The following is a 23,014-nucleotide window of genomic DNA, read 5'->3' on the forward strand; positions in this document are numbered from 1 at the left end:
GTTACCACACTGCCTCAGGGTGGGGCGGCGCCGGGCGAATTACCGCCAGCCGGCCTCGCTGGACGGCGTGTCGGCGTCGGCGTGTCCTGCGTTAGGCCAGGTGAACCGCCGTGACCCCCGGAGGATCACCATGATCAAGCGCAACAAGCTCTTCGGCAGCCAGACCCGGGTGACCTTCTGCCTTCCGCGGGACGCGCCGCCCGGCCCGGTGAGCGTCGTGGGCTCGTTCAACGACTGGGAGCCCGGTCGGCACGAGCTGGTGGCGCGGCGCGACGGCACCCGCACGGTGACCGTGAAGCTCGGTCCGGGGGAGTACCGCTTCCGCTACCTCGCCACCGGCGGCGTCTGGCTCGACGACGAGAGCGCCGACGGCGTCGACGACAACGGCAGCCTGCTGCGACTGTGAGAGGTCAACTCGTCACCATCGATGTATTTATCGATGATGCTCTTTACTGTTAATAAAGTTTAAATTACCTTGGGGGCACCTCACCGCACCTGCCGAAGGAGCTGCCCCCATGCGCCGAAGAATCACCGTCCCGCTGGTGGCGGCGGGCGCTGTCGCCGCCACCCTCACCGTCGCCGCGCCAGCCCAGGCGCACGGCTACGTCTCCGCCCCGCCCAGCCGGCAGGCGCTCTGCGCGCAGGGCAAGGTGCCCGACTGCGGGCAGATCAAGTACGAGCCGCAGAGCGTCGAAGGGCCCAAGGGCCTCAAGAGCTGCAACGCCGGCATCACCCAGTTCGCCGTCCTCAACGACGACAGCCGGGGCTGGCCGGCCACGTCGGTCGGTAACTCGCTGACCTTCACCTGGTTCAACACGGCCCGGCACGCCACCAGCAACTGGGAGTACTGGATCGGCAACACCCGCGTCGGCGTGGTCAACGGCAACGGGCAGCAGCCCGGCGCGACGGTCTCGCACACCGTCAACCTGGGCGGTTTCTCCGGGCGGCAGAAGATCCTCGCCGTGTGGAACATCTCCGACACCGCGAACGCCTTCTACTCCTGCATCGACGTGCAGATCGGCGGCGGCGGGTCGACCCCCACCCCGACGCCGACCACCTCACCCACGCCGCGACCGACGACCAGCCCCACCGCCGCGCCGACGACCCCGCCCCCGGCGGGCGGCAGTTGGACGGCCGGCCGGGCTTACCAGGTCGGCGACCAGGTCACCTACGGCGGCCGGACGTACCGCTGCCGGCAGGCGCACACCGCGATCGCCGGCTGGGAGCCGCCGAACGTACCGGCGCTCTGGCAACAGGTCTGACCGCGCGGGTGCGGTACCGGCCGCACCCGCGTCGCCACCCCCACCCGATCGGAGCCCCGGCATGCCCCGCGCAACCCACCTGGCGTGGTTGGTCGCCGCGTCGCTGCTCGCCGGCTGCGCCGGGCCGTCCCCGCGCCCGCCGGCTCCCGCGTCCCCGGTGGTGGCCGACTCCGCGCCGGCCGCCGCCGAGCTGAGCGGCATCGACGTGGTGTTCCTGAGCACGATGGCCGGGCACAGCGAGCGCACCCTCCAGATCGTCCGGCTCGCCCGGGACCGGCTACGCGACGACGCGCTGAAGACACTGGCCGCCGCCATCGAGGTGACCGAGGCCGACGAGCTGTCGACCATGCGCGGCTGGCTGCCGACAACCGGACCGGGCGTCAGCGCCGCCGCCGGGCACGACCACGCCGGGCACGGCGACGACGCGGCGCTCGACCGGCTGCGGGCCGCGTCGGACGCCGACGTCGACCGGGTGCTGCGCGAGGTCCTCGCCGACCACCAGCGAGCCGCCGCCGACCTGGCCCGGGCCCAGGTCGGCGTCGGCCGCGACGAGCGGGTCCGCGACCTGGCCCGGCGGATCGAACAGTCCCGGTCCGCCGAGGTCCAGCTGCTCAGCGGGTACGACGATCAGGTCAGCGGGGTTCCAGGCGCACCGAGATCGAGTTGACGCAGTGCCGGGTGTCCTTCGGCGTGAAACCCTCGCCGTGGAACACGTGCCCGAGGTGACTGTCGCAGCGGGCGCAGCGGATCTCCGTACGGGCCATGCCGAGGCTGCGATCCTCGATCTCCTTGACCCGGCCCGGGATGGCGTCGTCGAAGCTCGGCCACCCGCAGTGCGAGTCGAACTTCGTGTCACTGGAGAAGAGTTCCAGACCGCAGGCCCGGCAGTGGTAGACGCCCGACGTCTTGGTGTCCACGTACTCGCCGGTCCACGGACGTTCCGTTCCGTGCTCCCGCAGGACGTGGAACTCCTCCGGGGTCAGGCGGACGCGCCACTCGTCCTCGGTCTTGGGCAGGTTGTTGTCGTCAAGACTCACCCGTCAACGGTACGTCGAACGTCGGGGGCGTGGCATAAGGTCGCGGGATGGGTGGCACCAAGGCAGTCGCCGAGGTCGAGGTGGCCGGGCACACCGTACGACTCAGCAGCCCCGACCGGGTGATCTTCCCCCAGCGGGGCTTCACCAAGGCGGACGTCTTCCACTACTACCTCGCCGTCGGCGACGGGATCATGCGCGCCCTGCGGGACCGGCCCACCACGCTGCAACGCTTCCCCGAGGGCGTCGAGGGTGAGGCGTTCTTCCAGAAGCGGGTGCCCACCCGGGGCGTGCCGCCCTGGATCACCACCGCCGACATCACCTTTCCGAGCGGTCGCGGCGCGGCCGAGCTGTGCCCGGCCGACCTGGCCCACGTGGCCTGGGCGGCGCAGATGGGCACGATCGTGTTCCACCCGTGGCCGGTGCGCGCCGCCGACACCGACCGCCCCGACGAACTGCGCATCGACCTCGACCCGCAGCCCGGCACCGACTTCGCCGACGCCGGCCGGGCCGCCGCCGAGGTGCGCGCTGTCCTCGACGAGCTGGGCGCGATCGGCTGGCCGAAGACCTCCGGCGGGCGCGGCGTTCACGTCTACCTGCGCATCCAACCCCGCTGGACGTTCACCGAGGTCCGTCGCGCCACCATCGCCCTGGCCCGTGAGGTCGAACGCCGCAACCCCGACCTGGTGACCACCGCCTGGTGGAAGGAGGAGCGCGGCAGTCGGGTCTTCGTCGACTACAACCAGATGGCCCGGGACCGGACGATCGCCTGCGCGTACTCGCTGCGCGCCAACGCCCGGGCCACCGTCTCCACTCCGGTCACCTGGGACGAGCTGCCCGACGTCGACCCGGACGACTTCGACCTGCGGACCGTGCCGGCCCGGCTCGCCGAGCGCGGCGACCCGCACGCCGGCATCGACGACGCCCCGTGGGACATCACGCCCCTGCTGGAGTGGGCCGACCGCGACGCCGCCGCCGGCCAGGGCGACCTGCCGTACCCGCCGGACCACCCGAAGATGCCCGGCGAACCCAAGCGGGTGCAGCCCAGCCGCGCCAAGCGCACGCCATAGCGCCGTCTCACTCGGGCGGCCGAGCCGTCCACGCCACAAACCTGTCGAACAGCTCCCGAGGCTCGGGTACCGCGTCCGGGTTCAGCTTGAGCAGGTCGGCCGTCGCCTCGAACAACTGGCTCGCCAGGTAGACCGACAACCCCACCCGATCCCGCCGGTACTGCATCGTCAGCAGCAGTCGGGCCGGCGGGCCGGCCAGGCGGCCGCGCAGACGCGGCACAACCACAGCGGGCGCATCGGCGTGTGCGGGCGGATCGCTCTCCGCTGGGCGTACGGGACCGGCGGCTCGTTCGGCGAAGGCATACCTCCTACGGTGACCGGTAAGTTGACCAGGGTCAAGGAGTCGGGTCAACTGATTACCGTCCGCCATATGGATCTGGTGGGCGCTGCGGAGATTCGCGCGATGCTTGGCGGCATCAGCAAGCAGCGCGTTTACGTGATCACCAGCCACCGGAACTTCCCGGAGCCGGTGGCTGATCTGGTGCAGGGCAAGGTCTGGCGCAAGTCGGACGTGGTGGCCTGGATTCGAGAGCACCGTCCGGAGTTGGCCGAGGGCTGACCGCGCCCGAACGGTTGGTTCGCAGTGCTCGGCGTGGCCGATTCTTGTCGTACACCTGTTCTAGAATTTGCCTGTGCTCGATGAGCTGGCACAGGCGGACCGGGCGGTGGCGGCGTGCGCCGACACCGCCGTCTGGGCCCTCGCTGACCACGATCTGATCGCGGCGCTCGACGCCAGCCACCGGCTGACGCAGCGTCTGGCGGCGGTGCAGTTGGCGGCGATCCGTGAGTTGGACGGTCGGGGCACGGCTGTCGCGCAGGGGCGTCCTCGACGGCGGTGTGGCTGCGTGAGCGGCTGCGACTCGACGTCGGCGCCGCGCGCCGGCTGGTCGCCCTCGCGGCCTCGGTCGACGTCGCGCCGCCAGGTGTGCGCCAGGCACTGGCGGACGGCACGGTCAGCGTGGAGCAGGCCCGGGTCATCGCCGACACGGCCGCCACGGTGTCAGCCGTGGCGGGCGCGGAGGTGGCCGACAAGGCGGTCGGGGTGCTCGTCGAGTGGGCAGGGCAGTTCGATCCGACGCTGCTGCGGCGGATGGGCACCCGGATCCTCGATCACGTCGCTCCCGGTCTTGCCGACGCCGCCGACGCGGCAGCCCTGGCCGCCGAGGACGCCCGGGCGGCCCTCGACCGGCACGTCACCGTCTCCGAGCAGACCGGCGGACGGCTCCGGCTCAGCGGCATCCTCGACGCCGAGGCCGCCGCGCTGCTCCGCGCCGCCATCGACCCGCTGAGCGCGCCCGCCGGGCCGGACGACAACCGCTGCGCTGGTCAGCGTCGCCACGATGCCCTCGCGGACGTGTGCCGGCTGGCGCTGCGTACCGGTGAGCTGCCCGAGACCGGTGGTGACCCCGCGCAGCTCGTCGTCACCACCAGCTTCGACGGGCTGACCCGGCAGTTGGGCGTGGGCACGCTCGACGTCGGCCTGCGGCTCACCCCCGACACGGTGCGCCGGCTCGCCTGCGATGCCGCCGTCCTGCCGGCCGTACTCGGCGGCGGCGGTCAGGTCCTCGATGTCGGCCGGCAACGACGACTCGTCACCGGGCCGCTGCGCCGGGGGCACTGGTGCTGCGCGACGGGGGCTGCGCGTTCCCGGGCTGCGATCGGCCGCCGCGCTGGTGCGCCGCCCACCACATCCGCCACTGGGCCGACGGCGGGCCGACCAGCCTCGACAACGCCGTCCTGCTCTGCGGCCACCACCACCGGCACGTCCACCAGACCGACTGGGTGGTGCGACTCGGCGACGACGGCCACCCGGAGTTCGTGCCGCCGGCCTGGCTCGACCCCGACCAGCTCCCGCGCCGCAACGAATTCCACCGCCGCACATAGGCCGCAGGGTGGCATCCGCACCGGCCGAGCCAGTTGACATTGTCGATACCCTGCAAGGCGCTGGTCGGGGGAGAGGTGGCTGATGTTCAAGGACGTCACGTCGGTACGGGTGCTCGCCTACTTCCCGTGTCAGCTCTCCGCGCCGGCCCCGGCCGAGGGTGACGTGCCCAAGGGGTGGAGCGTCACCGACGGCCTCGACGACCTGGCGTTGCAGCCCTACGGTCAACGGCTCCTCGACGACCTGCTCGGCAGCATGCCCCGGCCCACGATGGAGATCAGCGGTGGCGCGGAGGTCCTGCGGACCGCCGGGCAGGAGATCGATCCCGCGCTGTCGCCCACCACGGAATCCGGCGCGTGGCAGGTGGTCTCGGCCCGGATCAGCCTCTGGAACGTCGACTGTGGCCTGGTCTGCGTCACCTACCAACTGCCGGACGGCATCGTCAGCGGCGTCGGCGACGTGGTTGCCGAGGTCGCCCCGCCGGTGCAGCGGATGCTGCCCGCGGTGACGCGGCTCCTGCGCGCCGTCCTGTCGGCGCCGGCCGGTACCGACGAGGTGTTCGTCCTCTGGGCCAACACCACCTTCGCCGTCCGGGTCGATCCGGACTGCGATCCGGCACGCCGACGGGCCATCGCCGAGCGGTTCAGCCCGGATGGCGTGGACTGCACGCCCGACGGCATCTCCGATGGCGTGTTGCGGGTCGGCTCGCACACCACGGCCGTGGTCAGTGACTTCGGGTCGCGCCCGGCCCTGCTGTTGGCGCGGCTGACCGGGGTGCATCACGTCTGCTGGGCGGCGGCCCTGCGCTACGACGCGGTGCTCTCGGCGGAGCTGTCCCAGATTGACCCCGGGCGTGGCGGCCTGTCCATGAGCGCTCTGGAAGACCAGGCCAAGCGCATTCTCGGCGGCTACCACCGCATCCGCCTGTTCCGGCTCGGCTATTCGTCGGTGGAGGCGCACCTCGACGCGGCCGGCGGCACCGTGTGGAACGCGCTGGAGCAGCAGTGGAAGTTCCGGCTCGTCCTCACCACGCTGGACGAGCGGCTCGACTTCGTCCGGACGCTGCACCAGCAACTGGTCGGCCGCCTCCAGGACCGACGGTCCCGCCTCCTCAACGAACTGGTGCTGGCCTTCACCTTCCTGAACATCTTCGCCATCGTGCTCGCCGCCCTGACTTTCGTCGCGCTGCCGAGCCTCGACGTCGGGCTCCTGGCCTCGGCGATCGGAGTGGTGATGCTGCTGGCGAACCTGACCGCGTACCTCGTGTTCCGTCGCCAGATGAACGACCCGGGTCGGGCCTCCGGCGCGTGACCGGCGGTCGACCTGAATAGGGCTGCATAGGGCGCGCGAGCATCGATAGCATCGCCGCCATGGCGACGCGGCTTGTGCAGATCAACATGAAGGCTCGGGACGAGGTGGCGCTCGGCCAGTTCTGGGCCGAGGTGCTCGGCTGGGAGATGTCCAGCGAGGGGCCCGGGGTGACCAACCTCGAACCGAAGGGCATCGGCTATCCCGATCCCGTCGCCGTCTTTATCGACATCGTCGTCTCCGACGAGCCCAAGACGGGAAAGAACCGCGTACACGTGGACCTGGCGACGACCTCGGCGGCGCACCAGGCCGAGGTCGTCGCGCGACTGAAGGATCTCGGCGCGACGCCCGTCGACGTGGGTCAGGGGGACGTGTCGTGGATCGTCATGGCCGACCCGGAGGGCAACGAGTTCTGCGTGCTGGACTGGCACGACCCGGACCAGGACACCGGCCCGATCGCCTCCGTGGTGGTCGACTGCGCGGACCCGAGGGCCATGGCCCGTTTCTGGGGCGAGGCGACGGACTGGACCGTGCACAAGGTGACCGACGACAGCGCGGTCCTGCGCTCGTCCCGGGGCGTGGGTCCGTACCTGCAGTTTCTGCGGACGCCCGACGTGAAAACGGGGTGGAACCGTGTCCACCTCGACGTGCGCCCGTACCCGGGGGACGGCATGGAGGCCGAGGCGGCGCGACTGCTGGCTCTCGGCGCGACCCCGATCGACCTGGGCGACAGCACCATCCCGTGGAAGGTCTTCGCCGATCCGGAGGGCAACGAGTTCTGTCTCCTCACCCCGATGTGATCCGCGTGGCACCGCCGTACGTCAATCGCCGCACCGATTGACTTTCGATAGGTTGCGAGCGAAACTCGATGCATGCTTGTTGAACGTCGAGCGGTGTCCGCTCTCCGAGTGTTCCTCCTGGTGCTGTTCGGGGTCCTGGTCCTCTTCCAGACCCTCTCGCTGCCGGGGCAGTTCGCGCACATGGCGCAGGAGTCGCCGCAGGACGCGTACCTCCGGTGGCCGGCGACGATCGTGACGGTCTTCTGGGTGCTCTGCGTCCAGGTGGTGATCGTCGCGACGTGGCAGCTGCTCAGCCTGGTCAAGAACGACCGCATCTTCACCGAGGCGTCGCTGAAGTGGGTGGACGCCATCGTCTGGGCCATCGCCGCCGCGTGGCTGGTGCTGGTGGGCGTCTTCCTCTACGTCGGGTTCAACGCCGACGACCCCGGACTGCCGCTCCTGCTGTTCCTGCTGACCGTGGGCGTCACCGTGCTGGGCCTCCTCATGGTGGTCATGCGCGCCCTGCTGCGGCAGGCCACCACGCTACGGACCGACATGGAAGCGGTGATCTGATGCCCATCGTCGTCCGGATCGACGTCGAGTTGGCCAAGCGCAAGATGAGCGTCGGCGAGTTCGCCGAGCGCGTCGGGCTCACCCCGGCGAACGTGGCGGTGCTCAAGAACGGCCGCGCCAAGGCCGTCCGCTTCAGCACCCTCGAAGCGATGTGCCGGGTGCTCGAATGCCAGCCCGGAGACCTCCTCGAATGGGTCGAGGAGGAGACCGCGTGAGGTACGTCGTCGCCATCGCGGCCGTCGCCCTCGGCGTCACCGCCGTCGTGTACGGAGGGGCCGACGACTCGCCGGGCCTCCAGCTCATCGGCGCATTGCTCGTCGTGGGCGCGATCGCCTTCGCCGTACGGGCGGCCCGACGCGGCGCGTGACCGCGCCGGCCGTTCTCGTAATAACGATCATGTAACGGGCGCGAACCTTTCCCCGTAGGTGACCTGTCTTGAAGGTCGTCGGCCCACCAGGGCCAGGGGAGGCGTCGGATGAAGCTGGTGTGGAGGCGGGCCCGCGAGGCGCGGGGACTGCTGTTTGCCGCGGTGCTCGCCGCCTTGGTCGCCGTAGCGTTGGTCACCGGCCTGTCGGACTACAACCGACGCGCGGTGGACGCCGGACAACGCGCGTTGGTCGCGGCGTCGCCGGTCGAGGAACGCGGCCTGTTGGTCAGTGGGTCCGGCGGCCGCGACGCCGCCGAGTTCGCCAAGCGTGACGGGGCGGCGCGGGCACAGTTCGCCGACGGGCTCGCCGGAGTGCCGGTCGCCGTCTCCGCCGCGCGGTACGGCACCGGCCGGGAACTGACCGGCGATCTCGGCTCGGTGCCGCGCAAGGGCACCGATCCCATCTTCGCGAACCTGGCCACTCTCGAGGGCCTGACCGCGCACGCCGAGCTGACCAACGGGGCCTGGCCCCGCGCCGGAGCGAAGCCGGCCCAGGTGAGCCTGCCGGAGCGGGTCGCCACGACACTCGGCCTGACCGTCGGCGCGCGGATTCCGCTGCGGGACCGCGCCACCGAGAAGGCCAGCGCGGTGGTGCTCGCCGGCACCTGGCGGCCCCGCGACCCGACCGAGGCGTACTGGCTGCTGGCCCCCGGTGTGGGTACGGGCAGCGTCGGGTCCGGTACCTCGTACGGGCCGTTCGCGCTGGACCCGGCCGACTTCACCACCCTCTTTCCGGGCTCGGTGACGGCGTCCTGGCTGGCCGAACCGGACCTCGGCGGTGTCGACGCCGCCGACCTGCCCGCCGTACGGACCGCCGTCAGCGCGGCCGCGGTCGCGGTGCCCGAGGCCGCCGAACTGGGCAGCTCGGGGCAGGTCACCACGAAGATCGACCAACTGCTGGACCGGATCGCCCGAGCCGACCTGGTGGGCCGCTCCGCGTTGGCTACCCCGCTGCTGCTCATCCTGGTGCTCGGCGGCTACGCGCTGGTGCTGGTCGCCGCGCTCCTGCACGAGGACCGTCGTCCGCAGACCGCGCTGCTGCGCGCCCGTGGCGCCGCCCGCCGCCAACTGGCCGGCCTGGCCGCCCGCGAGGCGACCCTGGTCGTGGCCCCGGCCGCCCTGCTCGGGCCGGTGATCGCCGGAGAGGCGCTGCGGTTCGTCCGGCCCGGCGGCGCGGCGGAACTCTCCACCGCCGGCGGTAACACCACCCTGATCTGGGCCGCGGCCGCCGCGACGGCCGCCGGCTGCCTGGTCGCCATGGTCGCGCCGACGCTGCGGGGCTCCGGCACGTACGTGGCCGACATGGCCGCCCGATCCCGCCCGAACCGGTCGGCGAGCATCCAGCGCGCGAGCGTCGACCTGGTGCTCGTGGCACTCGCCGTGCTCGCCTGGGTGCAGCTCCGCCGGTACGCCTCGCCGCTCGCCGGCTCGAACGGCCGACTCGGACTGGACCCGCTGCTGGTCGCCGCCCCGACCCTGGGCGTGCTGGCCGGGGCGGTGCTGGCACTGCGGGTGCTCCCGCCGCTCACCCGGTTCGCCGAACGGTTCGTCGACCGGCGACCGTGGACCGCCACCATGCTGGGCATGTGGCAGGCCGGCCGGCGTCCCCACGCCGGGCCGGTGCTGCTGCTCGCCCTCGCCGTCGGCGGCAGCACGCTCGCCTGGTCCCTGGTCAGCACCGGGGAACGGTCCCAGGTCGAGCAGGCCGGCCACACGGTCGGCGCGGACCTACGGGTGACCGAGCGCGGCGGCGCCGCCCCGGTGACCCGGGCCGGTGAGCTCGCCGCGCTGCCGGGCGTGCGCCGGGCGCTGCCGGTGTGGCGCGACGAGATGCGCGTCGGTCGCGGCGACCTGCCCGTCACCGTGATCGGCTTCGACGCGGCCGGCGCGGGGGGCGTCGTCCGGCTCGCCGACCGGCTGAGCGCCGATCCGGCGTCGACGCAGTACCAGCGGATGATCGCGGCCCGGGGCGCTCCCGGCGGCCCCGAACTGCCCGCCGGCACCCGAGCGATCACCGGTACGGCTCGCACGCCCGTCAACGGGCTCTCCCGCCCGCTGAAGGTCACCGTGTCGCTGCTGGTCACCAGCAGCGACGGGTCGGCCTACCGGCTGCCGGCCGTCGACGCCACTAGCGACGGACGGGAGACGCCGTTCACCGTGCGGCTACCCGACGTGGGAGACGCGCGACTGCGACTGGCCGGATTCGAGGCCGACGGCGGAGCGGACGCCGGAAACTCGTACCGGCTCCAGGTGGACGGGTTGACGTTGGTCGGCGCGGACGGCGCCAAGCGGCCCGCCGAGCTGACCGGGGCCTGGAACACCACCGCCGGCGGTAACCCGCCCATCCCGGCCCGGTCCAGCGCGCGGGGCGTCGTCGCCGACTATCCGGTGGACTCGATTCCCGATGGACAGTACGCATTCCATCCGCCCACCCGTTTCGCCATTGTGCCCGCCGGGCAGATCGCGCCCGTTCCGGTCCTCATGACGCCCGCTGTGCGCGACGCGATGAGCCTGCACACCGGCGACACCTTCACCCTGGCCCTTGCCGGCGCGTCCGTGCCGGCCCGGCTGATCGGTGAGCTGAGCTCCGTGCCGACCACCTCGGGGGAGGGCGTACTGCTCGACCTGCCCGCAGCGGTCGAGGCGCTGGTCCGCGGTGGTGGAACCGTCCGGAACACCCCCGAGTGGTGGATCGGCGCCGACGACCCGGCGGCCGCCACCCGCGCCGCCGGTGAACTGGCCGGCGTCACCGTCCTCGACCGGCGCGCCGAGATCGCGGCCGCCGCCGACGACCCGTACTGGCGGGGCTCACGCACCGGGATGCTCGCCGCCGCGCTCGGCGCGGTGCTGCTCGCCCTGGTGGGCCTCATGGTCGACGTGTGGGCCACCGCACGGCGTCGGCTGAGCGAGTTCGCGGTGCTGACCACCCTCGGCGCGACGCCCCGGCTGCTGGCCCGGGCGCTGCTGGCCGAGCAGACCTTCCTGGCCGGTATCGGCGTCGGCGTCGGGCTGCTGCTCGGCGCCGTGGTCGGGGCCACCATGGCTCCGCTGGTCATCCTCACTCCGGCCGCCGGCCGGCCGGTGCCCCCGGCGGCGTTCGCGCTGCCCTGGGTGCCCATCGGCCTGACCGCGGTCGGCCTGCTGCTGGCGGCGCTCGCCTTCAGCGCGTTCATCGCCACCGGCATCCGACAGCGGGTGGCGGCGGTGCAGCTGCGAATCGGGGGAGAACGATGAGCGTCGGCGCGGCCGCCCGCCGGGTCCGGGCGTACGGCGGGCAGTTCCTGCTTCTGGCGGTGCTGACCCTGGTGGTCACGCTGCTGGTCAGCGGGGTGCCCCGACTGGTCAACCGGCTCGCCGAAGAGGGCCTGCGGGCGCAGCTCAACAGCGAGTCGGCTGACCGCCGGGATCTCAACTACGCCACCGGGGAGGTCGACACCGCTGCGGCACCGGTCATGCCCGGAGCCCGCAAGCAGTTCGACAGCCTGGTCGAGGAGATGCCACCGCAGCTACGGTCCGCCGTCACCGAGCGCTGGTTCAGCGTGGACACCACGCCGAACCTGGTGGTCGGTCCCGACCTGAAGGCCCGCAACCTGCTGGTCCACCTCGGTCTGCGCGCCATGCCCGGCATCCAGCAGGAGAGCACCCTCGTCGAGGGCGCCTGGCCGAACGAGACCTACGTCGCCGGCCGGCCCATTGAGCTGGCTCTCGACGCGGACGTGGCGCGCAAGCTCAACCTGCGCGTCGGTAGCCGGCTCGACCTGGGTCAGCCCGGCGACGACGGCAAACCGACACCCATGGTGGTGGCCGGGCTGTTCCGACCGGTCGACCGCGCGAGCGGCGCCTGGGGCGGTCTGCCGCAGGTGCTCCAGGTCGTCGAACCGGAGGGCGACGGCCAGCCCTTCATCGGCGTCGGCGTGGTCGCCCCGGTGGTCCTCGACAAGGGGGCCGCGGCCGGCTGGCCGGTGCGTACGCAGTGGCGTTACCGGCTCGGCGTGGATCGGATCAGCGCGCGTCAGCTCGACCAGATGATCGAGGGCCTGCAACAGTTGCAGCGACACGTTCCGCCCGGTCTCACGTTGACCCAGGCGGTCGACATCCCGCTGCGCGCGTTCGCCGCCCAGGTGAACTCCGCCCGGACCCTGCTCGCGGTGGTCGGTGCGGGCGTCCTGGCCACCCTGGCCGGGCTGATCCTGCTCGCGGCGACCCTGTCCACCCGCCGACGCCGCTCGGAGTTCGCGCTCATCCGCGCCCGTGGCGGCGCGGCCACCGCCGGCGCGCGCCGCAGCCTCGCCGAGTCACTGCTGGTGGTGCCGGTCGCCGCGGCGGTCGGCTGGTGGTTGGGCACCCTCTTCCCCGGTACGCCCGACCCGACCGCGCCGTACGCCGCCGTGGTGACCCTGCTGGTCACCCTGGCCCTGCCGTTGGCGACGCTGACGGTGCAGGGTGTCGGCGCGGCCCGCCGGGACCTGGTCCGGATGCGTCCGTCGACTCGCCGGCTGACCGTCGAGGTCTTCCTGCTGGTGCTGGCCGGGCTCGCCGCCGTGCTGCTGCGCCGGCGCGGGCTCACCCTCGGCGAGGTCGACCCGCTGCTCGTGTCGGTGCCGGTGCTGCTCGCGGTCGCCGCGGCGGTGCTCGCGCTGCGTGCGTACCCCTGGCCGTTGTTGCTGGTCAGTCGGCTCGCCGCGCGTACCCGCGGCAGCGTGACCTTCCTCGGCACCGCACGGGCCGGCCGGTCGGCGGTCGCCGCGCCGCTGGTCGTCGTGGTCCTGGCGATCGGCACGGCGGCCTTCTGCGCGGTCGTCGCCGGCGGCGTCGACGCGAGCCGGGGCCGGGCCGCCGAACAGGTCGTTCCCGCCGACGCGCTGATCCGGGGGGAACGCTTCGCCCCGGACACGGTCGACGCGCTGAAGGGTCTGCCCGGCGTCCAGGCCGCCACACCGGTGCTCATCGAGCCGGACCAGCGGCTGGCGGCCGACGAGGTCGGCACCGACGCGCGGATCGGCCAGACCACCGTGCTGCTCGTCGACGGTCCCGGCCTGGCCACGGTGACCGGTGAGTCCGGGGTGGACGTCCGGGTGCCGGAGCCGTTGCGCACCGCCCACGCCGAAGCGGGGGCGCTGCCCGCGATCGTGTCACCGGCCGTCGCCGCCGACCTGGCGCGGACGGGTCTGCGGGACTCGGCGTTCGTCTCGGTGCAGGGCCAGCGGTACGAGTTCCGGGTGGCCGGCGCGCAGGACGGTTTCCCCCTGCTGCCGGCGAGCACCAGCCGGTTCGTGATCCTGCCCTGGCAGGCGCTGCCGCCGCGGGCCACCCAACCGGCGCCGACCAGCCTGCTCGTCGCCGGCGACCGGCTCGACGCGGAGGCGCTGCGGCAGGCCGGTGACGAGGGTCAGTTGCGCTTCCAGCAGCAGGGGGCGGTCACCGGTCGGGCACGGCCACTGGGAGTCACCGTCGACACCCGGGCGGGCGTACGACACCAGCTCGCCGACGGTGGCGCGAACGGCGTCCTGGCCTTCGGGTTCGTGGGCGGCGCCGCCGGCGGGACGGTCCTCGGCCTGCTGGCCATCGCGTTCACCGTGCTGGCCGGGGCGCGGGCCCGGGGGCAGGTGCTGTCCCGGCTGCGCACCCTCGGGCTGTCCCGCCGGCAGTGGCGAGGGCTGCTGCTGGTCGAGCTGACCCCGCTGGTCGGGGTGTCGGTGCTGACCGGAGCGCTGGTCGGCGCGCTGCTTCCCCTGGTGCTCAACCCGGTGCTCGGCCTGTCCGCGTTCACCGGCGGAGTGCCGGTCCGGGTGGCGTTCGAACCCGGTCTGGTCGTCGCGGTGGTCGCGCTCGGCGCGATCGCCCTTGGCTTCGCGGTCGCCGTCGAGGCTTTGAACAACCGCCGGTTGCGCCTCGGCGAGGTGCTCCGGCTCGGAGAGGAGAGCTGAGATGACCGTTACCGCCCAGAGTTCCCTGGTGCCCGATCTGGCTTCCCTGCAGCAGCGGGCCGCGCAACGCGCCGCCGAGCGGGCCGGCGGGCAGGACCGCCTGCGTGGCCACATCGTCTGCGACGGCCTGGTGCGCATCTTCAAGACCGAGGGGGTGGAGGTGGTCGCCCTACAGGGGCTCGACCTGGTAATCGACCGGGGTGAGCTGGTGGCGATCGTCGGCGCGTCCGGCTCGGGCAAGTCGACCCTGCTCAACATCCTCTCCGGCCTCGACACGCCGACCGCCGGCATCGCCCGGGTGGCCGACTACGACCTGCTCTCGCTCTCCGCGAAGCGTCGGTTGAGCTATCGACGGCAGTTGGTCGGGTTCGTCTGGCAGCAGACCGGCCGCAACCTGCTGCCGTACCTCACCGCGCAGGAGAACGTCGAACTGCCGATGCAGTTGGCGGGCAAGCGTTCGGCGCGGGCCCGCCGGGAACGGGCCCGGGAACTGCTCGACCTGGTCGGCGTGGGCTACGGCGCGCAGCGGCGGCCCGGTCAGCTCAGCGGCGGCGAGCAGCAGCGGGTGGCGGTGGCGGTGGCCGTGGCCAACGACCCCGAGGTGCTCTTCGCCGACGAGCCGACCGGTGAGCTGGACGAGGCCACCGGCGCGGAGGTCTTCGGGGCGCTGCGCACGATCAACGCCGAGCTGGGCGTGACCATCGTGGTCGTCACCCACGACCACGCCGTCGCCACCCAGGTCCGCCGGACCGTCGCGATCCGCGACGGTCGAACCGCTTCCGAGGTACGCCGGACCGCGCGCGTCGACGCGGACGGCAACACCGAACTGGTCAGCGAGGAGTACGCGGTGCTGGACCGCAACGGCCGGATGCAACTGCCGGCCGCGTTCGTCGACGCGCTGTCGCTGAAGGAGCGGGTCCGGCTCGATCTGGAGCCCGACCATGTGCAGGTACGGCCCGGTGACCGGGTCTCGGAGGAGCGGGAGGCACGGGCGTGAACTATCAGGACATGGCGGTCGCGGGAGCGGCCTCGACTGCTGGCGGGCCGGGTGTGCCGCCCGCCGAGGTGGTCCGGGTCAGCGGGGTGAGCCGCACCTTCGGCCGTGGTGAGCACGCCGTGCACGCGGTGCGGGACGTCTCGTTCACCGCCAACCGCGGCGAGCTGATCGCCATCCGCGGTCGCTCGGGTGCCGGCAAGACCACGTTGCTGAACCTCATCGGCGGGCTGGACCGGCCGGACAGCGGCCAGGTGGTGGTGGCCGGGCACGAGGTGACCTCGGCCGGGGAGGCCGAGTTGTTGCGGCTGCGCCGGGGCACGGTCGGGTTCGTCTTCCAGACCTTCGGGCTGGTGCCGATCCTCTCCGCCGCCGAGAACGTCGGCGTGCCGTTGCGGCTGGCGCAGGTGCCGGCCGCCGAGCGCGAGGAGCGCGTCGCGGTGCTGCTCGAACTGGTGGGCCTGGGTGGGCACGCCGCCCAGCGCCCGTACGAGCTCTCCGGCGGCCAGCAGCAGCGGGTCGCCCTCGCCCGTGCGCTCGCCAACGAACCGGACCTGCTCATCGCCGACGAGCCCACCGGTCAGCTCGACTCGGAGACGGGACGGTCCATCATGGACCTGCTTCGCGCGGTGGTGCACGCGCGAGGCATGACAGCCCTGGTCGCCACGCACGACCCGGCCCTGATCGACCTCGCCGACCGGGTCCTCGTCCTGCGCGACGGCCGGCTAGTCGACGGCTGACCAACGCCCGCCGCCCGCAACGGCCTGCTGAGCGGCGGTCTGAGCCGGCCGCCGGCCGCCGGTGGCCGGTGGCCGGTGGCTGGCAGCCGGTGGCCGGTGCCTGGTCGCCGGTGCGCTGGGCCGTCGACTCGGTCAGGGCAGACCACTAGGTCTGTCCGCTCCCTGTCGAGCTGCCCCAGAAATGGGGCGCGCGGTTGGCGTGCGGCGGGTGCCTGTGCCAGCCATTGTGCGTCAGCGGGTGCCGGGTCGGCCGTGATGTGGTTGGCGTTGGTGGGTGCTGTGTCGGCGGTTGATGTGGTTGGCCTAGGTGGGTGCCGGGCCAGGCCGTCGGCGTGGATCGCTGCGCCCCACATCTGGGGCAGCTCGACAGGCGTCCAGTGGCAACCTGGGGCCCGAGCCGTCGACCACCTGTCAGGGGCCCCCGCCCTGCCGGCGCTACCGGCGGGGCGGCGTAGGCGGGCGGCCCGGCGTCTCGGGCGGGTCAGAGCGGAAGCTTCATGCCTTCGTGGCTGGCTCTGAAGCCGAGGCCCAGATAGAAGCGGTGCGCGTCGGTACGGGACTTGTCGGTGGTGAGCTGGACCAGGGCGCAGCCCCGCCGCCGGGCCTGGTCGATGACCCAGGCCATCATCTGCCGGCCGAGCCCTTGCCCGCGCCGGTCGGAGCGCACCCGGACCGACTCGATGAGGGAGCGCTCGGCACCGTGCCGGCCCAGCCCCGGGATGTAGGTGATCTGTAGGCACCCGACCAGGTCGCCGTCCTGCTCGGCGACGATCAGGAAGTTGCGCGGGTCGGCGCTGATGTCGGCGAACGCCCGTTCGTACGCCTCGTCGACCTGGGTGAAGTCACGAGCCTTGCCCAGGACGTCGTCGGCGAGCAGGGCGATGACGGCGGGCAGGTCCGCGCGGACAGCCTCCCGGAAGATCATGTCGCTCATACCGGTCAGCCTGGCACAACGTCACTTGGCCGGGCAGCGCAGGCCCTCGCGGGGAACGGTCAGGTCGAGCAGGTACGCGTCGACGGCCTGGGTGATGCAGGAGGTCTGCGGGTACGCGGTGTGCCCCTCGCCCTCCCACGTGAGCACCCGGCCCACGCCCAGCATCGAGGCGAGCCGGCCGGTCTGCTCGTACGGCGTCGCGGGGTCGCCGGTCGTGCCGACCACCACGATCGGTGGCGCGCCGTTGGCCCGCCCGGTCGGGTACGGGTCCCGGCCGCCCGGCCACTCGACGCAGCTCAGCATGCCGACGGCGAGCGCCGGACCGAACAGCGGGTACTTCGCGCGCCACTGCGACTGCAACTGGCGGATCTGCTCCCGGCTCGGCTTCTCGGTCTCGTCTGCGCAGTTGATGGCGAGGTTGGCGTCGAACAGGTTCGAGTAGTGCCCGTCGCTTTCCCGCCCGGCGTACGAGTCGGCGAGCCGGAACACGTCCTTCGGGTCGCCCTCGGCCAGCCGGTCGATGGCCCGTGCCAGCTCCTGCCAGCCGGACTCCGTGTAGAGGGACGAGATGACCGCGTAGAAGACCCAGCCCGCGGTGGCCTCCCGCCCGTCGTCGCCCCGGACGGGGGAGACCTTGGCCTTGTCGATGGCCGAGGTCACGGCGGCGCGGGCGTCGGGAGCGATCGGGCAGCGCGGGGCGTTGGCGGCGCACCATCGGGTGAAGTTGTCGAACGCCCGCTCGAACCCGCGGGCCTGGCTCTCCGAGCCGGCCACCAACCGCTGCTGCGGGTCGACGGCGCCGTCGAGCACCAACGCGCGTACCCGCTGCGGGTAGAGCTGGGCGTAGATGGCGCCGAGCAGCGTGCCGTAGGAGTAACCCAGGTAGGTCAGCTTGTCGTCACCGACGGCGGCGCGGACGGCGTCCATGTCCCGGGCGGCCTGCTCACTGCCGTACAGGGGCAACTGGTCGCCGTAGCGGTCCCCGCAACCACGCCCGATCCGCTGGCTCAACCCGGCGAAGCCGTCGAACGACGCCTGGCTCTGCGGGTCGGGGTCGTAGCCGAAGCTCGTGTCCAGGTCGGCGTCGGAGATGCACTTGACCGGACTGGAGCGGGAAACGCCGCGCGGGTCGAAGCCGACGATGTCGAAGCGCTCGGTGATCGAGGTGGGCAGTCCACCGAACTGGGTGCCGAACGAGAGGTAGACGGCGGTGTCCACACCGGAGCCGCCCGGTCCGCCGGGGTTGACCACCAGGGAGCCGATGCGGTCGCGCTGCCGGGTGGACCGGGCCCGCAGCAGAGCGATCTCGAAGGTCTGCCCGGCGCCGGGTCCGGCGGTGGCCCCGCTGCCGGTGCCCCAGTCCCGGGGCACGGCGATCCGCGCGCACTCGTAGCGCATGTCCGGTGCGCCCCGCCCCACCAGATCCTCGGCCACCTCCGGGCACGGCCGCCAGGTGGCCGACGAGCCGGCCGGGGCCGCCTCACCCTGCACCTCGGTGCGCGGCGCGAACGCCGGTAGCGTGCAGCCGGCGGTGAGCAGGGCCGCCACGGCGAAGGCGACGAAACGGTGACGGACCCGGCGACCGGGTGCCATCCGAGGGTGGTCGGCGGTGCGGCTCACGTGATCCTCCGGAGTCGGGTCGACGGCCAGGCTACGCCGGACCGGTGGCGGCCCGATCCAGGGTGACCGCCGGATCGCCGCGCAGCACCTGGTCCACGTCGAAGCGGATCGGACGGTCGAGCTGGTCGTAGCGGCAGGAGCGGGGATCGCGGTCGGGTCGCCACCGGACGAACTGGGCGGTGTGCCGGAAGCGGTCGCCCTCCATCGCGTCGTAGCCCACCTCGACGACCAGTTCCGGGCGCAGCGGCTCCCACTCCAGGTTCTTGGTGCCGGTCCACCGGCTCACCCCGCCCGGGATGCGCTGACCGCGTTCGTGGTCGCCGTGCACCCACGGGTGCTCGCTGCCGGTGTCCCGGTAGGGGGCCAACTCGTCGAGCAACTCGGCCCGGCGGGCCATGCTGAACGACGCGCTCACCCCGACGTGGTGCAGGACGCCCTCGTCGTCGTAGAGGCCGAGCAGCAGCGAGCCGACCACCGGGCCGGACTTGTGCCAGCGGAAGCCGGCCACCACCGCGTCGGCGGTGCGGGCGTGCTTGACCTTGAACATCAACCGCTTGCCCGGCTCGTACGTCAGGTCGGCCGGCTTGACGATCAGGCCGTCCAGCCCCGCGCCCTCGAAGACGTCGAACCAGCGGCGGGCGGTCTCCGGGTCGGTGGTGACCTGGGTGACGTGCACCGGCGGGCGCACCTCGGCCAGGGCCTGGACCAGCCGCTCCCGGCGGCGCGGGTACGGCTGGTCGAGCAACGCCTCGTCACCGACGGCCAGCAGGTCGAAGGCGACGAAGTCGGCGGGCGTGGTCTCGGCCAGCAGCTTGACCCGCGACGCCGCCGGGTGGATGCGCTGGGCCAGCAGCTCGAAGTCCAGCCTCGGCTGACCGGATGGCCCGTCCCGCCGGATCACGATCAGCTCGCCGTCGACCGCGCACCGCTCGGGCAGCTGCCGGCGGGCCTGCTCGACCACCTCGGGGAAGTAGCGGGTCATCGACTTGCCGCCCCGGCTGGCCAGCTCGACCTCGTCGCCGTCGCGGAACACGATGCACCGGAACCCGTCCCACTTGGGCTCGTACGTCACACCGGGCGTGGTGGGTAGCTTGGCGACGCTCTTGGCCAGCATCGGCTCGACCGGAGGGTTGATCGGCAGGTCCACGGCGACCAGTCAATCAGACGGCACCGACAGCCGTGAGGCAGATCACCGCTGGTGCGGCGGTGGCGTGTCCGCCCGCGCGCCCCTCGTCCCCCACGGGCGAATCAGATAACCGCAGGTCAGAGCTAGTTTCGCGGGATGGCCGAGTGGGTCTGTGACTGCTGCGGGCGGTGGCGGGTCAGCGTCGAGCTGGTCCGCGGCCGCTACCGCTACCGGCTGGCCCGTCGATATCCACAGCGGTTCGGTGGCGGCCGGGACGTGCTCGGCGAGGTCGCCACGGTGTCCGAGCTGGAAGAGCTGCTGCGGCGTCGTACCCCGTTGAGCCTGGCCGACCTGCGCGAAGCCGCCTGATCCCGCGCGGCCGGCGGACCCACGGCCCGATCGATGATCGGACCGCCCGGTGGATGCCGCGGTGACGGTCCGCCGGGCAGCGTCGTCGGCAGGAGGTGGCGGAGCCGGACGGCGCCACCGGGGGAGGGGACGCGATGCGGTTCGCAGCGAACACCGAGATCGGCGCCGACGCCGAGCGGGTCTGGGCGGTGCTGGTGGACGTGGAACGGTGGCCGGAGTGGACCGCCTCGGTGACCCGGGCCGAGCGGGGTGAGCCGGGGCCCCTCGCGGTCGGCGCGACCGCCCGCCTGACCCAGCCGAAACTGCGCCCGGCGGTCTGGCGGGTCGTCGAGCTGACCGAGGGGTGGGAATTCACCTGGGTCTCCGACGTCCCGGGTGTGCACACCCGTGGCGAGCACCGGTTGGTGCCGTTGCCCGACGGACGTACCCGGGTCGACGTGGCCATCGACCAGAGCGGACCGCTGGCCGGTCTGATCGGCCGGCTGTACGGCGGCCTGCTGCGCCGCTACGTCGGGCTGGAGGCCGACGGGCTCAGGCGTCGCTGTGAGCGGAGCTGACGGCCGGTTTCTCCAGCACGGCCAGCGGGGTGCCGTTCGGGTCCGGACGGTGCGCCACGACCCGGTAGCCGTACCGCTGGTAGAGCGCGAGGGTGCGGGCGCTGTCCGCGCCGGTGAAGAGGGTGAACCGGGCCGCGCGGCCGGCGCAGGCCTCCTCGATCGCGACCAGCAGTCGCGCCCCGAGACCCCGCCCCTGCTGGTCGGGGGCGACCGAGAGGCGTCCGACCTGTGCGGTGTCGCCGGCCAGGTGGGCGCGCACCGAGCCGACCAGCCGGTGCCCCGAGCGGGCGACGAGCACGATATCCGGGCCGGCCAGCACGGCCGCGACCTCGTCCAGGGTCTCGGTCAACGGCGGCAGGAAGGGCTCGCCGTAGTGTTGCGCCTCGCTCAGGTACGCGGCGCGCTGGACGGTCAGGATCTCGCCGGCGTCCGCGACAACCGCCGCAACGATGCTCACCTCGACGCTCATCGGGGCAGCACAACACAGCCGGCGTTGCCGAACCCGGGCGGCCCGGCCGCTGCCCGGCAGCCGGGAAACGCTCAGAAGCGGGCGAACGAGCGGATCGGCGCGCGCGGGCCGTACTTCGGCGCCTGGATACCGGCGGCCTCCAGCAGCACACACACCCGACCCCGATGCCCCCGGAACGGCTCCAGCAGGGTCAGCATCCGCGCGTCGTCGCCCCTCGGTTCGCCGGCCAGGGCCCAGGACACGGTGTTCGGGATGTGGTAGTCGCCGACGCTCACCGCGTCGGGGTCGCCGTACGCGATCCGGACCACCTCGGCAGCGGTCCACGGCCCGATGCCCGCGATGGCGGTCAGCCGGCGGGTCGCCTCCGCCGCGTCGACGCAGCGCTCCAGACGGTCGGCCAGCGCGGCGGCCCGGCGCAGCGTGTCGGCCCGGCGCTGCTCCACGCCGAACGGGTGGAACACCCAGTACGGGGTGGCGGCCACCGCGGCGGCCTCGGGTGGCAGCAGCAGCGGCTGAAGCGGGCCGGGCGCCGGCTCGCGGAAGTGCCGCACGGTCGCCGCGTACGCCCGGTACGCCTCCTTGCCGGTGACCTTCTGCTCGAAGACCGCCCGCAGCAGTCGGGGGAAGACCTGCCCGGTGGTGGGCATGCGCAATCCCCGGTGCTCCCGGGCCAGCCGGGCGACGAGCGGGTGCGCCGCCGCCAACTCGGCGAAGCCGGTGAGGTCGTCGCGCAGCCCGGCGATCCCGTCGGCGTGTGCCACCACATGCTCGGCGCCCGGCCCGTACCCCTCGGCGAGCAGATCACCGCCCGTCGGTCGCAGCGCGAGGGTGGCCGGTCCCTGCGGGGTGCGGGTCGCCCACCAGAAGGTGCCGGCGGCGATCCGCGCGCACGGGTCGTACGGGCTGAAGGTCAGCGCGCGGACCGACGCGGCCAGCCGGTATCCGACCGGCGGGTGCAGCACCCGGGTCGCGGCGGGTTCGGTCTCGGTCACCCTGCCACTCTGCCAGGTCACGCGGCGGTGCCGGTCGCCGCCGTCCGCCGACGTGCCACCGGGTACGACGGTGGCCGGTCGCGCCCGCTGCGGCTGCGACCGGCCACCGTCGTACCCCGGCGGTGCCGGGATCAGTACGAGTAGCCCGAGCCTCCGGCGTCGCTCGACCCGCTGTCCGCCGGCGGCGCGACGGCCTTTGGCGTCGAGGTGGGCAGGCAGGTCAGGTTCTTCTTGCCGTTCTGGTCGACCACGAACCAGGTGCCGCCGACGGCCTGACCCTTCCACTGGCCGGGCTTCTTGTCGCCGATGTAGCGGTAGACCGGCCAGCCGCCGATGGTGAGCTGGCGGGTGCCGTCCTGGCGGGTGACGCTGCCGACCTTGTCGTCGGAGAGGCCGGTGAGCTGGGGGTTCCCGTCGGTCAGCGCGGGCGGCCACACCTGCGCGCACTTGTCGACGCAGTTCGACGCGGGCGGGTCGGCGGTGTCCTTGTCGAAGCGGTACAGGACCCAGCCGTCCTGGTCCGTCACGACGTTGCCCATCCGGGCGATCTTCTTGCCGATCAACTGCTCGGTCAGGTCGACGTCCGCGGCCGGCGGCGCGTCGGCGACCGGCGCCTCCGCGGATGCCGACGCCTCGGGCTCCGCCGACGCGCTGGGCTCGGCCGCGGCGACGGCGACCGGCTCGGCCGCGCTCGAGTTCGCCCCGTCGTAACCCGCGGGAGCGCAGGCCGTTAGTGCGACCATCGCGCTCGCGACGATGACGGTCCGCTTCATCTGTGCCACGTGCCCTCCTCATTCTTGGCAGTTCACCCATAGGTACGGCGAGCGGGCTGTCAAGGTTGAAGAAGTAACAGTGGTCAATTTCACGGGTTTTGATTGAACCGTAGCGAACGATGATGCGTACGGCCCCACGCGGAATTTTCGACGGAAACAAAAATCGACGCCGGCCATT

24 protein-coding genes and 1 pseudogene are annotated in these 23,014 nt (G+C 72.8%); 17 read left to right on the forward strand and 8 right to left on the reverse strand.

Annotation, left to right across the window (positions count from 1 at the left end; all coding sequences use genetic code 11):
- The first annotated feature begins 130 nt into the window (after positions 1–130).
- The 3 genes from ACIBTX_RS13920 (at position 131) to ACIBTX_RS13930 (ending at position 1,929) form a co-directional block, all read left to right on the forward strand.
- A complete protein-coding gene (locus tag ACIBTX_RS13920) occupies positions 131–406 on the forward strand; it encodes an isoamylase early set domain-containing protein (protein ID WP_396832533.1) in 276 nt (91 codons plus the stop codon).
- 109 nt (positions 407–515) lie between these two features.
- A complete protein-coding gene (locus tag ACIBTX_RS13925; protein WP_363660792.1) occupies positions 516–1,262 on the forward strand; it encodes a lytic polysaccharide monooxygenase in 747 nt (248 codons plus the stop codon).
- 61 nt (positions 1,263–1,323) lie between these two features.
- Positions 1,324–1,929, forward strand: a complete 606-nt coding sequence (locus ACIBTX_RS13930) for a DUF305 domain-containing protein (RefSeq protein ID WP_363660791.1) — start codon at positions 1,324–1,326, stop codon at positions 1,927–1,929.
- Here the strand turns inward: ACIBTX_RS13930 and msrB are convergent.
- Positions 1,895–2,299, reverse strand: a complete 405-nt coding sequence (gene msrB / locus ACIBTX_RS13935; RefSeq protein WP_355051724.1) for a peptide-methionine (R)-S-oxide reductase MsrB — start codon at positions 2,297–2,299, stop codon at positions 1,895–1,897. The two genes, ACIBTX_RS13930 and msrB, sit on opposite strands and share 35 nt — an antisense overlap.
- Before the next feature lie 47 nt (positions 2,300–2,346).
- Between msrB and ligD the strand changes: the two genes are divergently transcribed.
- Positions 2,347–3,366: a non-homologous end-joining DNA ligase gene (ligD, locus tag ACIBTX_RS13940; RefSeq protein WP_357122819.1), complete on the forward strand. Its 1,020-nt coding sequence runs from the start codon at positions 2,347–2,349 to the stop codon at positions 3,364–3,366.
- 7 nt (positions 3,367–3,373) lie between these two features.
- Here ligD and ACIBTX_RS13945 read toward each other — a convergent pair whose 3' ends face one another.
- Complete coding sequence (locus ACIBTX_RS13945) at positions 3,374–3,586, reverse strand: hypothetical protein (protein ID WP_396832534.1); 213 nt, start codon at positions 3,584–3,586, stop codon at positions 3,374–3,376.
- A gap of 150 nt (positions 3,587–3,736) precedes the next feature.
- Between ACIBTX_RS13945 and ACIBTX_RS13950 the strand changes: the two genes are divergently transcribed.
- The 11 genes and pseudogenes from ACIBTX_RS13950 to ACIBTX_RS14000 all read left to right on the forward strand — a co-directional run bounded on the left by ACIBTX_RS13950 (position 3,737) and on the right by ACIBTX_RS14000 (position 15,996).
- Positions 3,737–3,925 (forward strand): hypothetical protein, encoded by a 189-nt coding sequence (locus ACIBTX_RS13950; RefSeq protein ID WP_357122822.1) that lies wholly within the window; start codon positions 3,737–3,739, stop codon positions 3,923–3,925.
- A 73-nt stretch (positions 3,926–3,998) separates the two neighbouring features.
- A pseudogene (locus ACIBTX_RS13955) lies at positions 3,999–5,250 on the forward strand (DUF222 domain-containing protein).
- 82 nt (positions 5,251–5,332) lie between these two features.
- Positions 5,333–6,559 (forward strand): hypothetical protein, encoded by a 1,227-nt coding sequence (locus ACIBTX_RS13960; RefSeq protein ID WP_396832535.1) that lies wholly within the window; start codon positions 5,333–5,335, stop codon positions 6,557–6,559.
- A 59-nt stretch (positions 6,560–6,618) separates the two neighbouring features.
- A complete protein-coding gene (locus tag ACIBTX_RS13965) occupies positions 6,619–7,356 on the forward strand; it encodes a VOC family protein (RefSeq protein WP_396832536.1) in 738 nt (245 codons plus the stop codon).
- Between the two features lie 93 nt (positions 7,357–7,449).
- Positions 7,450–7,908, forward strand: coding sequence for a DUF2975 domain-containing protein (locus ACIBTX_RS13970; protein WP_355051731.1), 459 nt, complete (start codon positions 7,450–7,452; stop codon positions 7,906–7,908).
- Positions 7,908–8,123 carry a helix-turn-helix transcriptional regulator gene (locus ACIBTX_RS13975; protein WP_355051732.1) on the forward strand — a complete coding sequence of 72 codons (216 nt, stop codon included), beginning with the start codon at positions 7,908–7,910 and terminating at the stop codon, positions 8,121–8,123. Before ACIBTX_RS13970 ends, ACIBTX_RS13975 begins: the two co-directional genes overlap by 1 nt.
- The gene (locus ACIBTX_RS13980) at positions 8,120–8,275 is read left to right on the forward strand and encodes a hypothetical protein (protein WP_357122834.1); all 156 of its coding nucleotides are present in this window, start codon (positions 8,120–8,122) and stop codon (positions 8,273–8,275) included. The genes ACIBTX_RS13975 and ACIBTX_RS13980 overlap by 4 nt, the downstream gene beginning before the upstream one ends.
- Positions 8,276–8,383: 108 nt before the next feature.
- Complete coding sequence (locus ACIBTX_RS13985; protein WP_396832537.1) at positions 8,384–11,569, forward strand: FtsX-like permease family protein; 3,186 nt, start codon at positions 8,384–8,386, stop codon at positions 11,567–11,569.
- Positions 11,566–14,262, forward strand: a complete 2,697-nt coding sequence (locus tag ACIBTX_RS13990) for an FtsX-like permease family protein (RefSeq protein ID WP_357393548.1) — start codon at positions 11,566–11,568, stop codon at positions 14,260–14,262. Before ACIBTX_RS13985 ends, ACIBTX_RS13990 begins: the two co-directional genes overlap by 4 nt.
- A 1-nt stretch (position 14,263) precedes the next feature.
- A complete protein-coding gene (locus ACIBTX_RS13995; protein WP_357393546.1) occupies positions 14,264–15,259 on the forward strand; it encodes an ABC transporter ATP-binding protein in 996 nt (331 codons plus the stop codon).
- Positions 15,260–15,270: 11 nt separating this feature from the next.
- A complete protein-coding gene (locus tag ACIBTX_RS14000; RefSeq protein ID WP_357171581.1) occupies positions 15,271–15,996 on the forward strand; it encodes an ABC transporter ATP-binding protein in 726 nt (241 codons plus the stop codon).
- 481 nt (positions 15,997–16,477) lie between these two features.
- On the opposite strand, the gene ACIBTX_RS14005 is transcribed toward ACIBTX_RS14000, so the two are convergent.
- Genes ACIBTX_RS14005 through ACIBTX_RS14015 form a run of 3 tightly spaced genes read right to left on the reverse strand, consistent with a single transcriptional unit; the run spans position 16,478 to position 19,697 of the window.
- Entirely contained in the window at positions 16,478–16,930 is a 453-nt protein-coding gene (locus ACIBTX_RS14005; RefSeq protein WP_357122847.1) for a GNAT family N-acetyltransferase, read from the reverse strand.
- A 21-nt stretch (positions 16,931–16,951) separates the two neighbouring features.
- Positions 16,952–18,523, reverse strand: a complete 1,572-nt coding sequence (locus tag ACIBTX_RS14010; protein ID WP_357393629.1) for an alpha/beta hydrolase — start codon at positions 18,521–18,523, stop codon at positions 16,952–16,954.
- Between the two features lie 58 nt (positions 18,524–18,581).
- On the reverse strand, positions 18,582–19,697 hold the full coding sequence (locus ACIBTX_RS14015) for an ATP-dependent DNA ligase (protein ID WP_357393544.1): 1,116 nt from the start codon (positions 19,695–19,697) through the stop codon (positions 18,582–18,584).
- 135 nt (positions 19,698–19,832) lie between these two features.
- Between ACIBTX_RS14015 and ACIBTX_RS14020 the strand changes: the two genes are divergently transcribed.
- Both ACIBTX_RS14020 and ACIBTX_RS14025 read left to right on the forward strand, forming a co-directional pair.
- On the forward strand, positions 19,833–20,045 hold the full coding sequence (locus ACIBTX_RS14020; RefSeq protein WP_357393542.1) for a hypothetical protein: 213 nt from the start codon (positions 19,833–19,835) through the stop codon (positions 20,043–20,045).
- Positions 20,046–20,179: 134 nt separating this feature from the next.
- A complete protein-coding gene (locus ACIBTX_RS14025) occupies positions 20,180–20,602 on the forward strand; it encodes an SRPBCC family protein (protein WP_357393540.1) in 423 nt (140 codons plus the stop codon).
- On the opposite strand, the gene ACIBTX_RS14030 is transcribed toward ACIBTX_RS14025, so the two are convergent.
- From ACIBTX_RS14030 to ACIBTX_RS14040, 3 genes are all read right to left on the reverse strand, one after another.
- Positions 20,577–21,071, reverse strand: a complete 495-nt coding sequence (locus tag ACIBTX_RS14030) for a GNAT family N-acetyltransferase (RefSeq protein ID WP_357122859.1) — start codon at positions 21,069–21,071, stop codon at positions 20,577–20,579. The genes ACIBTX_RS14025 and ACIBTX_RS14030 overlap by 26 nt on opposite strands.
- A gap of 71 nt (positions 21,072–21,142) precedes the next feature.
- Positions 21,143–22,063 (reverse strand): DNA-3-methyladenine glycosylase 2 family protein, encoded by a 921-nt coding sequence (locus ACIBTX_RS14035; RefSeq protein WP_357122862.1) that lies wholly within the window; start codon positions 22,061–22,063, stop codon positions 21,143–21,145.
- 131 nt (positions 22,064–22,194) lie between these two features.
- Positions 22,195–22,845 (reverse strand): hypothetical protein, encoded by a 651-nt coding sequence (locus ACIBTX_RS14040; RefSeq protein ID WP_355051743.1) that lies wholly within the window; start codon positions 22,843–22,845, stop codon positions 22,195–22,197.
- Between the last annotated feature and the right edge of the window lie 169 nt (positions 22,846–23,014).

The organism is Micromonospora sp. NPDC049359, from assembly GCF_044466585.1.
Lineage (GTDB): Bacteria > Actinomycetota > Actinomycetes > Mycobacteriales > Micromonosporaceae > Micromonospora.

What these genes read in the sequence shown, in the direction of transcription:
- ACIBTX_RS13920 (WP_396832533.1), top strand. Translation starts at nt 131, where the DNA reads ATGATCAAGCGCAACAAGCTCTTCGGCAGCCAGACCCGGGTGACCTTC.
- ACIBTX_RS13925 (WP_363660792.1), top strand. Translation starts at nt 516, where the DNA reads ATGCGCCGAAGAATCACCGTCCCGCTGGTGGCGGCGGGCGCTGTCGCC.
- ACIBTX_RS13930 (WP_363660791.1), top strand. Translation starts at nt 1,324, where the DNA reads ATGCCCCGCGCAACCCACCTGGCGTGGTTGGTCGCCGCGTCGCTGCTC.
- ligD (WP_357122819.1), top strand. Translation starts at nt 2,347, where the DNA reads ATGGGTGGCACCAAGGCAGTCGCCGAGGTCGAGGTGGCCGGGCACACC.
- ACIBTX_RS13950 (WP_357122822.1), top strand. Translation starts at nt 3,737, where the DNA reads ATGGATCTGGTGGGCGCTGCGGAGATTCGCGCGATGCTTGGCGGCATC.
- ACIBTX_RS13960 (WP_396832535.1), top strand. Translation starts at nt 5,333, where the DNA reads ATGTTCAAGGACGTCACGTCGGTACGGGTGCTCGCCTACTTCCCGTGT.
- ACIBTX_RS13965 (WP_396832536.1), top strand. Translation starts at nt 6,619, where the DNA reads ATGGCGACGCGGCTTGTGCAGATCAACATGAAGGCTCGGGACGAGGTG.
- ACIBTX_RS13975 (WP_355051732.1), top strand. Translation starts at nt 7,908, where the DNA reads ATGCCCATCGTCGTCCGGATCGACGTCGAGTTGGCCAAGCGCAAGATG.
- ACIBTX_RS13985 (WP_396832537.1), top strand. Translation starts at nt 8,384, where the DNA reads ATGAAGCTGGTGTGGAGGCGGGCCCGCGAGGCGCGGGGACTGCTGTTT.
- ACIBTX_RS13990 (WP_357393548.1), top strand. Translation starts at nt 11,566, where the DNA reads ATGAGCGTCGGCGCGGCCGCCCGCCGGGTCCGGGCGTACGGCGGGCAG.
- ACIBTX_RS13995 (WP_357393546.1), top strand. Translation starts at nt 14,264, where the DNA reads ATGACCGTTACCGCCCAGAGTTCCCTGGTGCCCGATCTGGCTTCCCTG.
- ACIBTX_RS14000 (WP_357171581.1), top strand. Translation starts at nt 15,271, where the DNA reads ATGGCGGTCGCGGGAGCGGCCTCGACTGCTGGCGGGCCGGGTGTGCCG.
- ACIBTX_RS14005 (WP_357122847.1), bottom strand. Translation starts at nt 16,930, where the DNA reads ATGAGCGACATGATCTTCCGGGAGGCTGTCCGCGCGGACCTGCCCGCC.
- ACIBTX_RS14010 (WP_357393629.1), bottom strand. Translation starts at nt 18,523, where the DNA reads ATGGCACCCGGTCGCCGGGTCCGTCACCGTTTCGTCGCCTTCGCCGTG.
- ACIBTX_RS14020 (WP_357393542.1), top strand. Translation starts at nt 19,833, where the DNA reads ATGGCCGAGTGGGTCTGTGACTGCTGCGGGCGGTGGCGGGTCAGCGTC.
- ACIBTX_RS14025 (WP_357393540.1), top strand. Translation starts at nt 20,180, where the DNA reads ATGCGGTTCGCAGCGAACACCGAGATCGGCGCCGACGCCGAGCGGGTC.
- ACIBTX_RS14030 (WP_357122859.1), bottom strand. Translation starts at nt 21,071, where the DNA reads ATGAGCGTCGAGGTGAGCATCGTTGCGGCGGTTGTCGCGGACGCCGGC.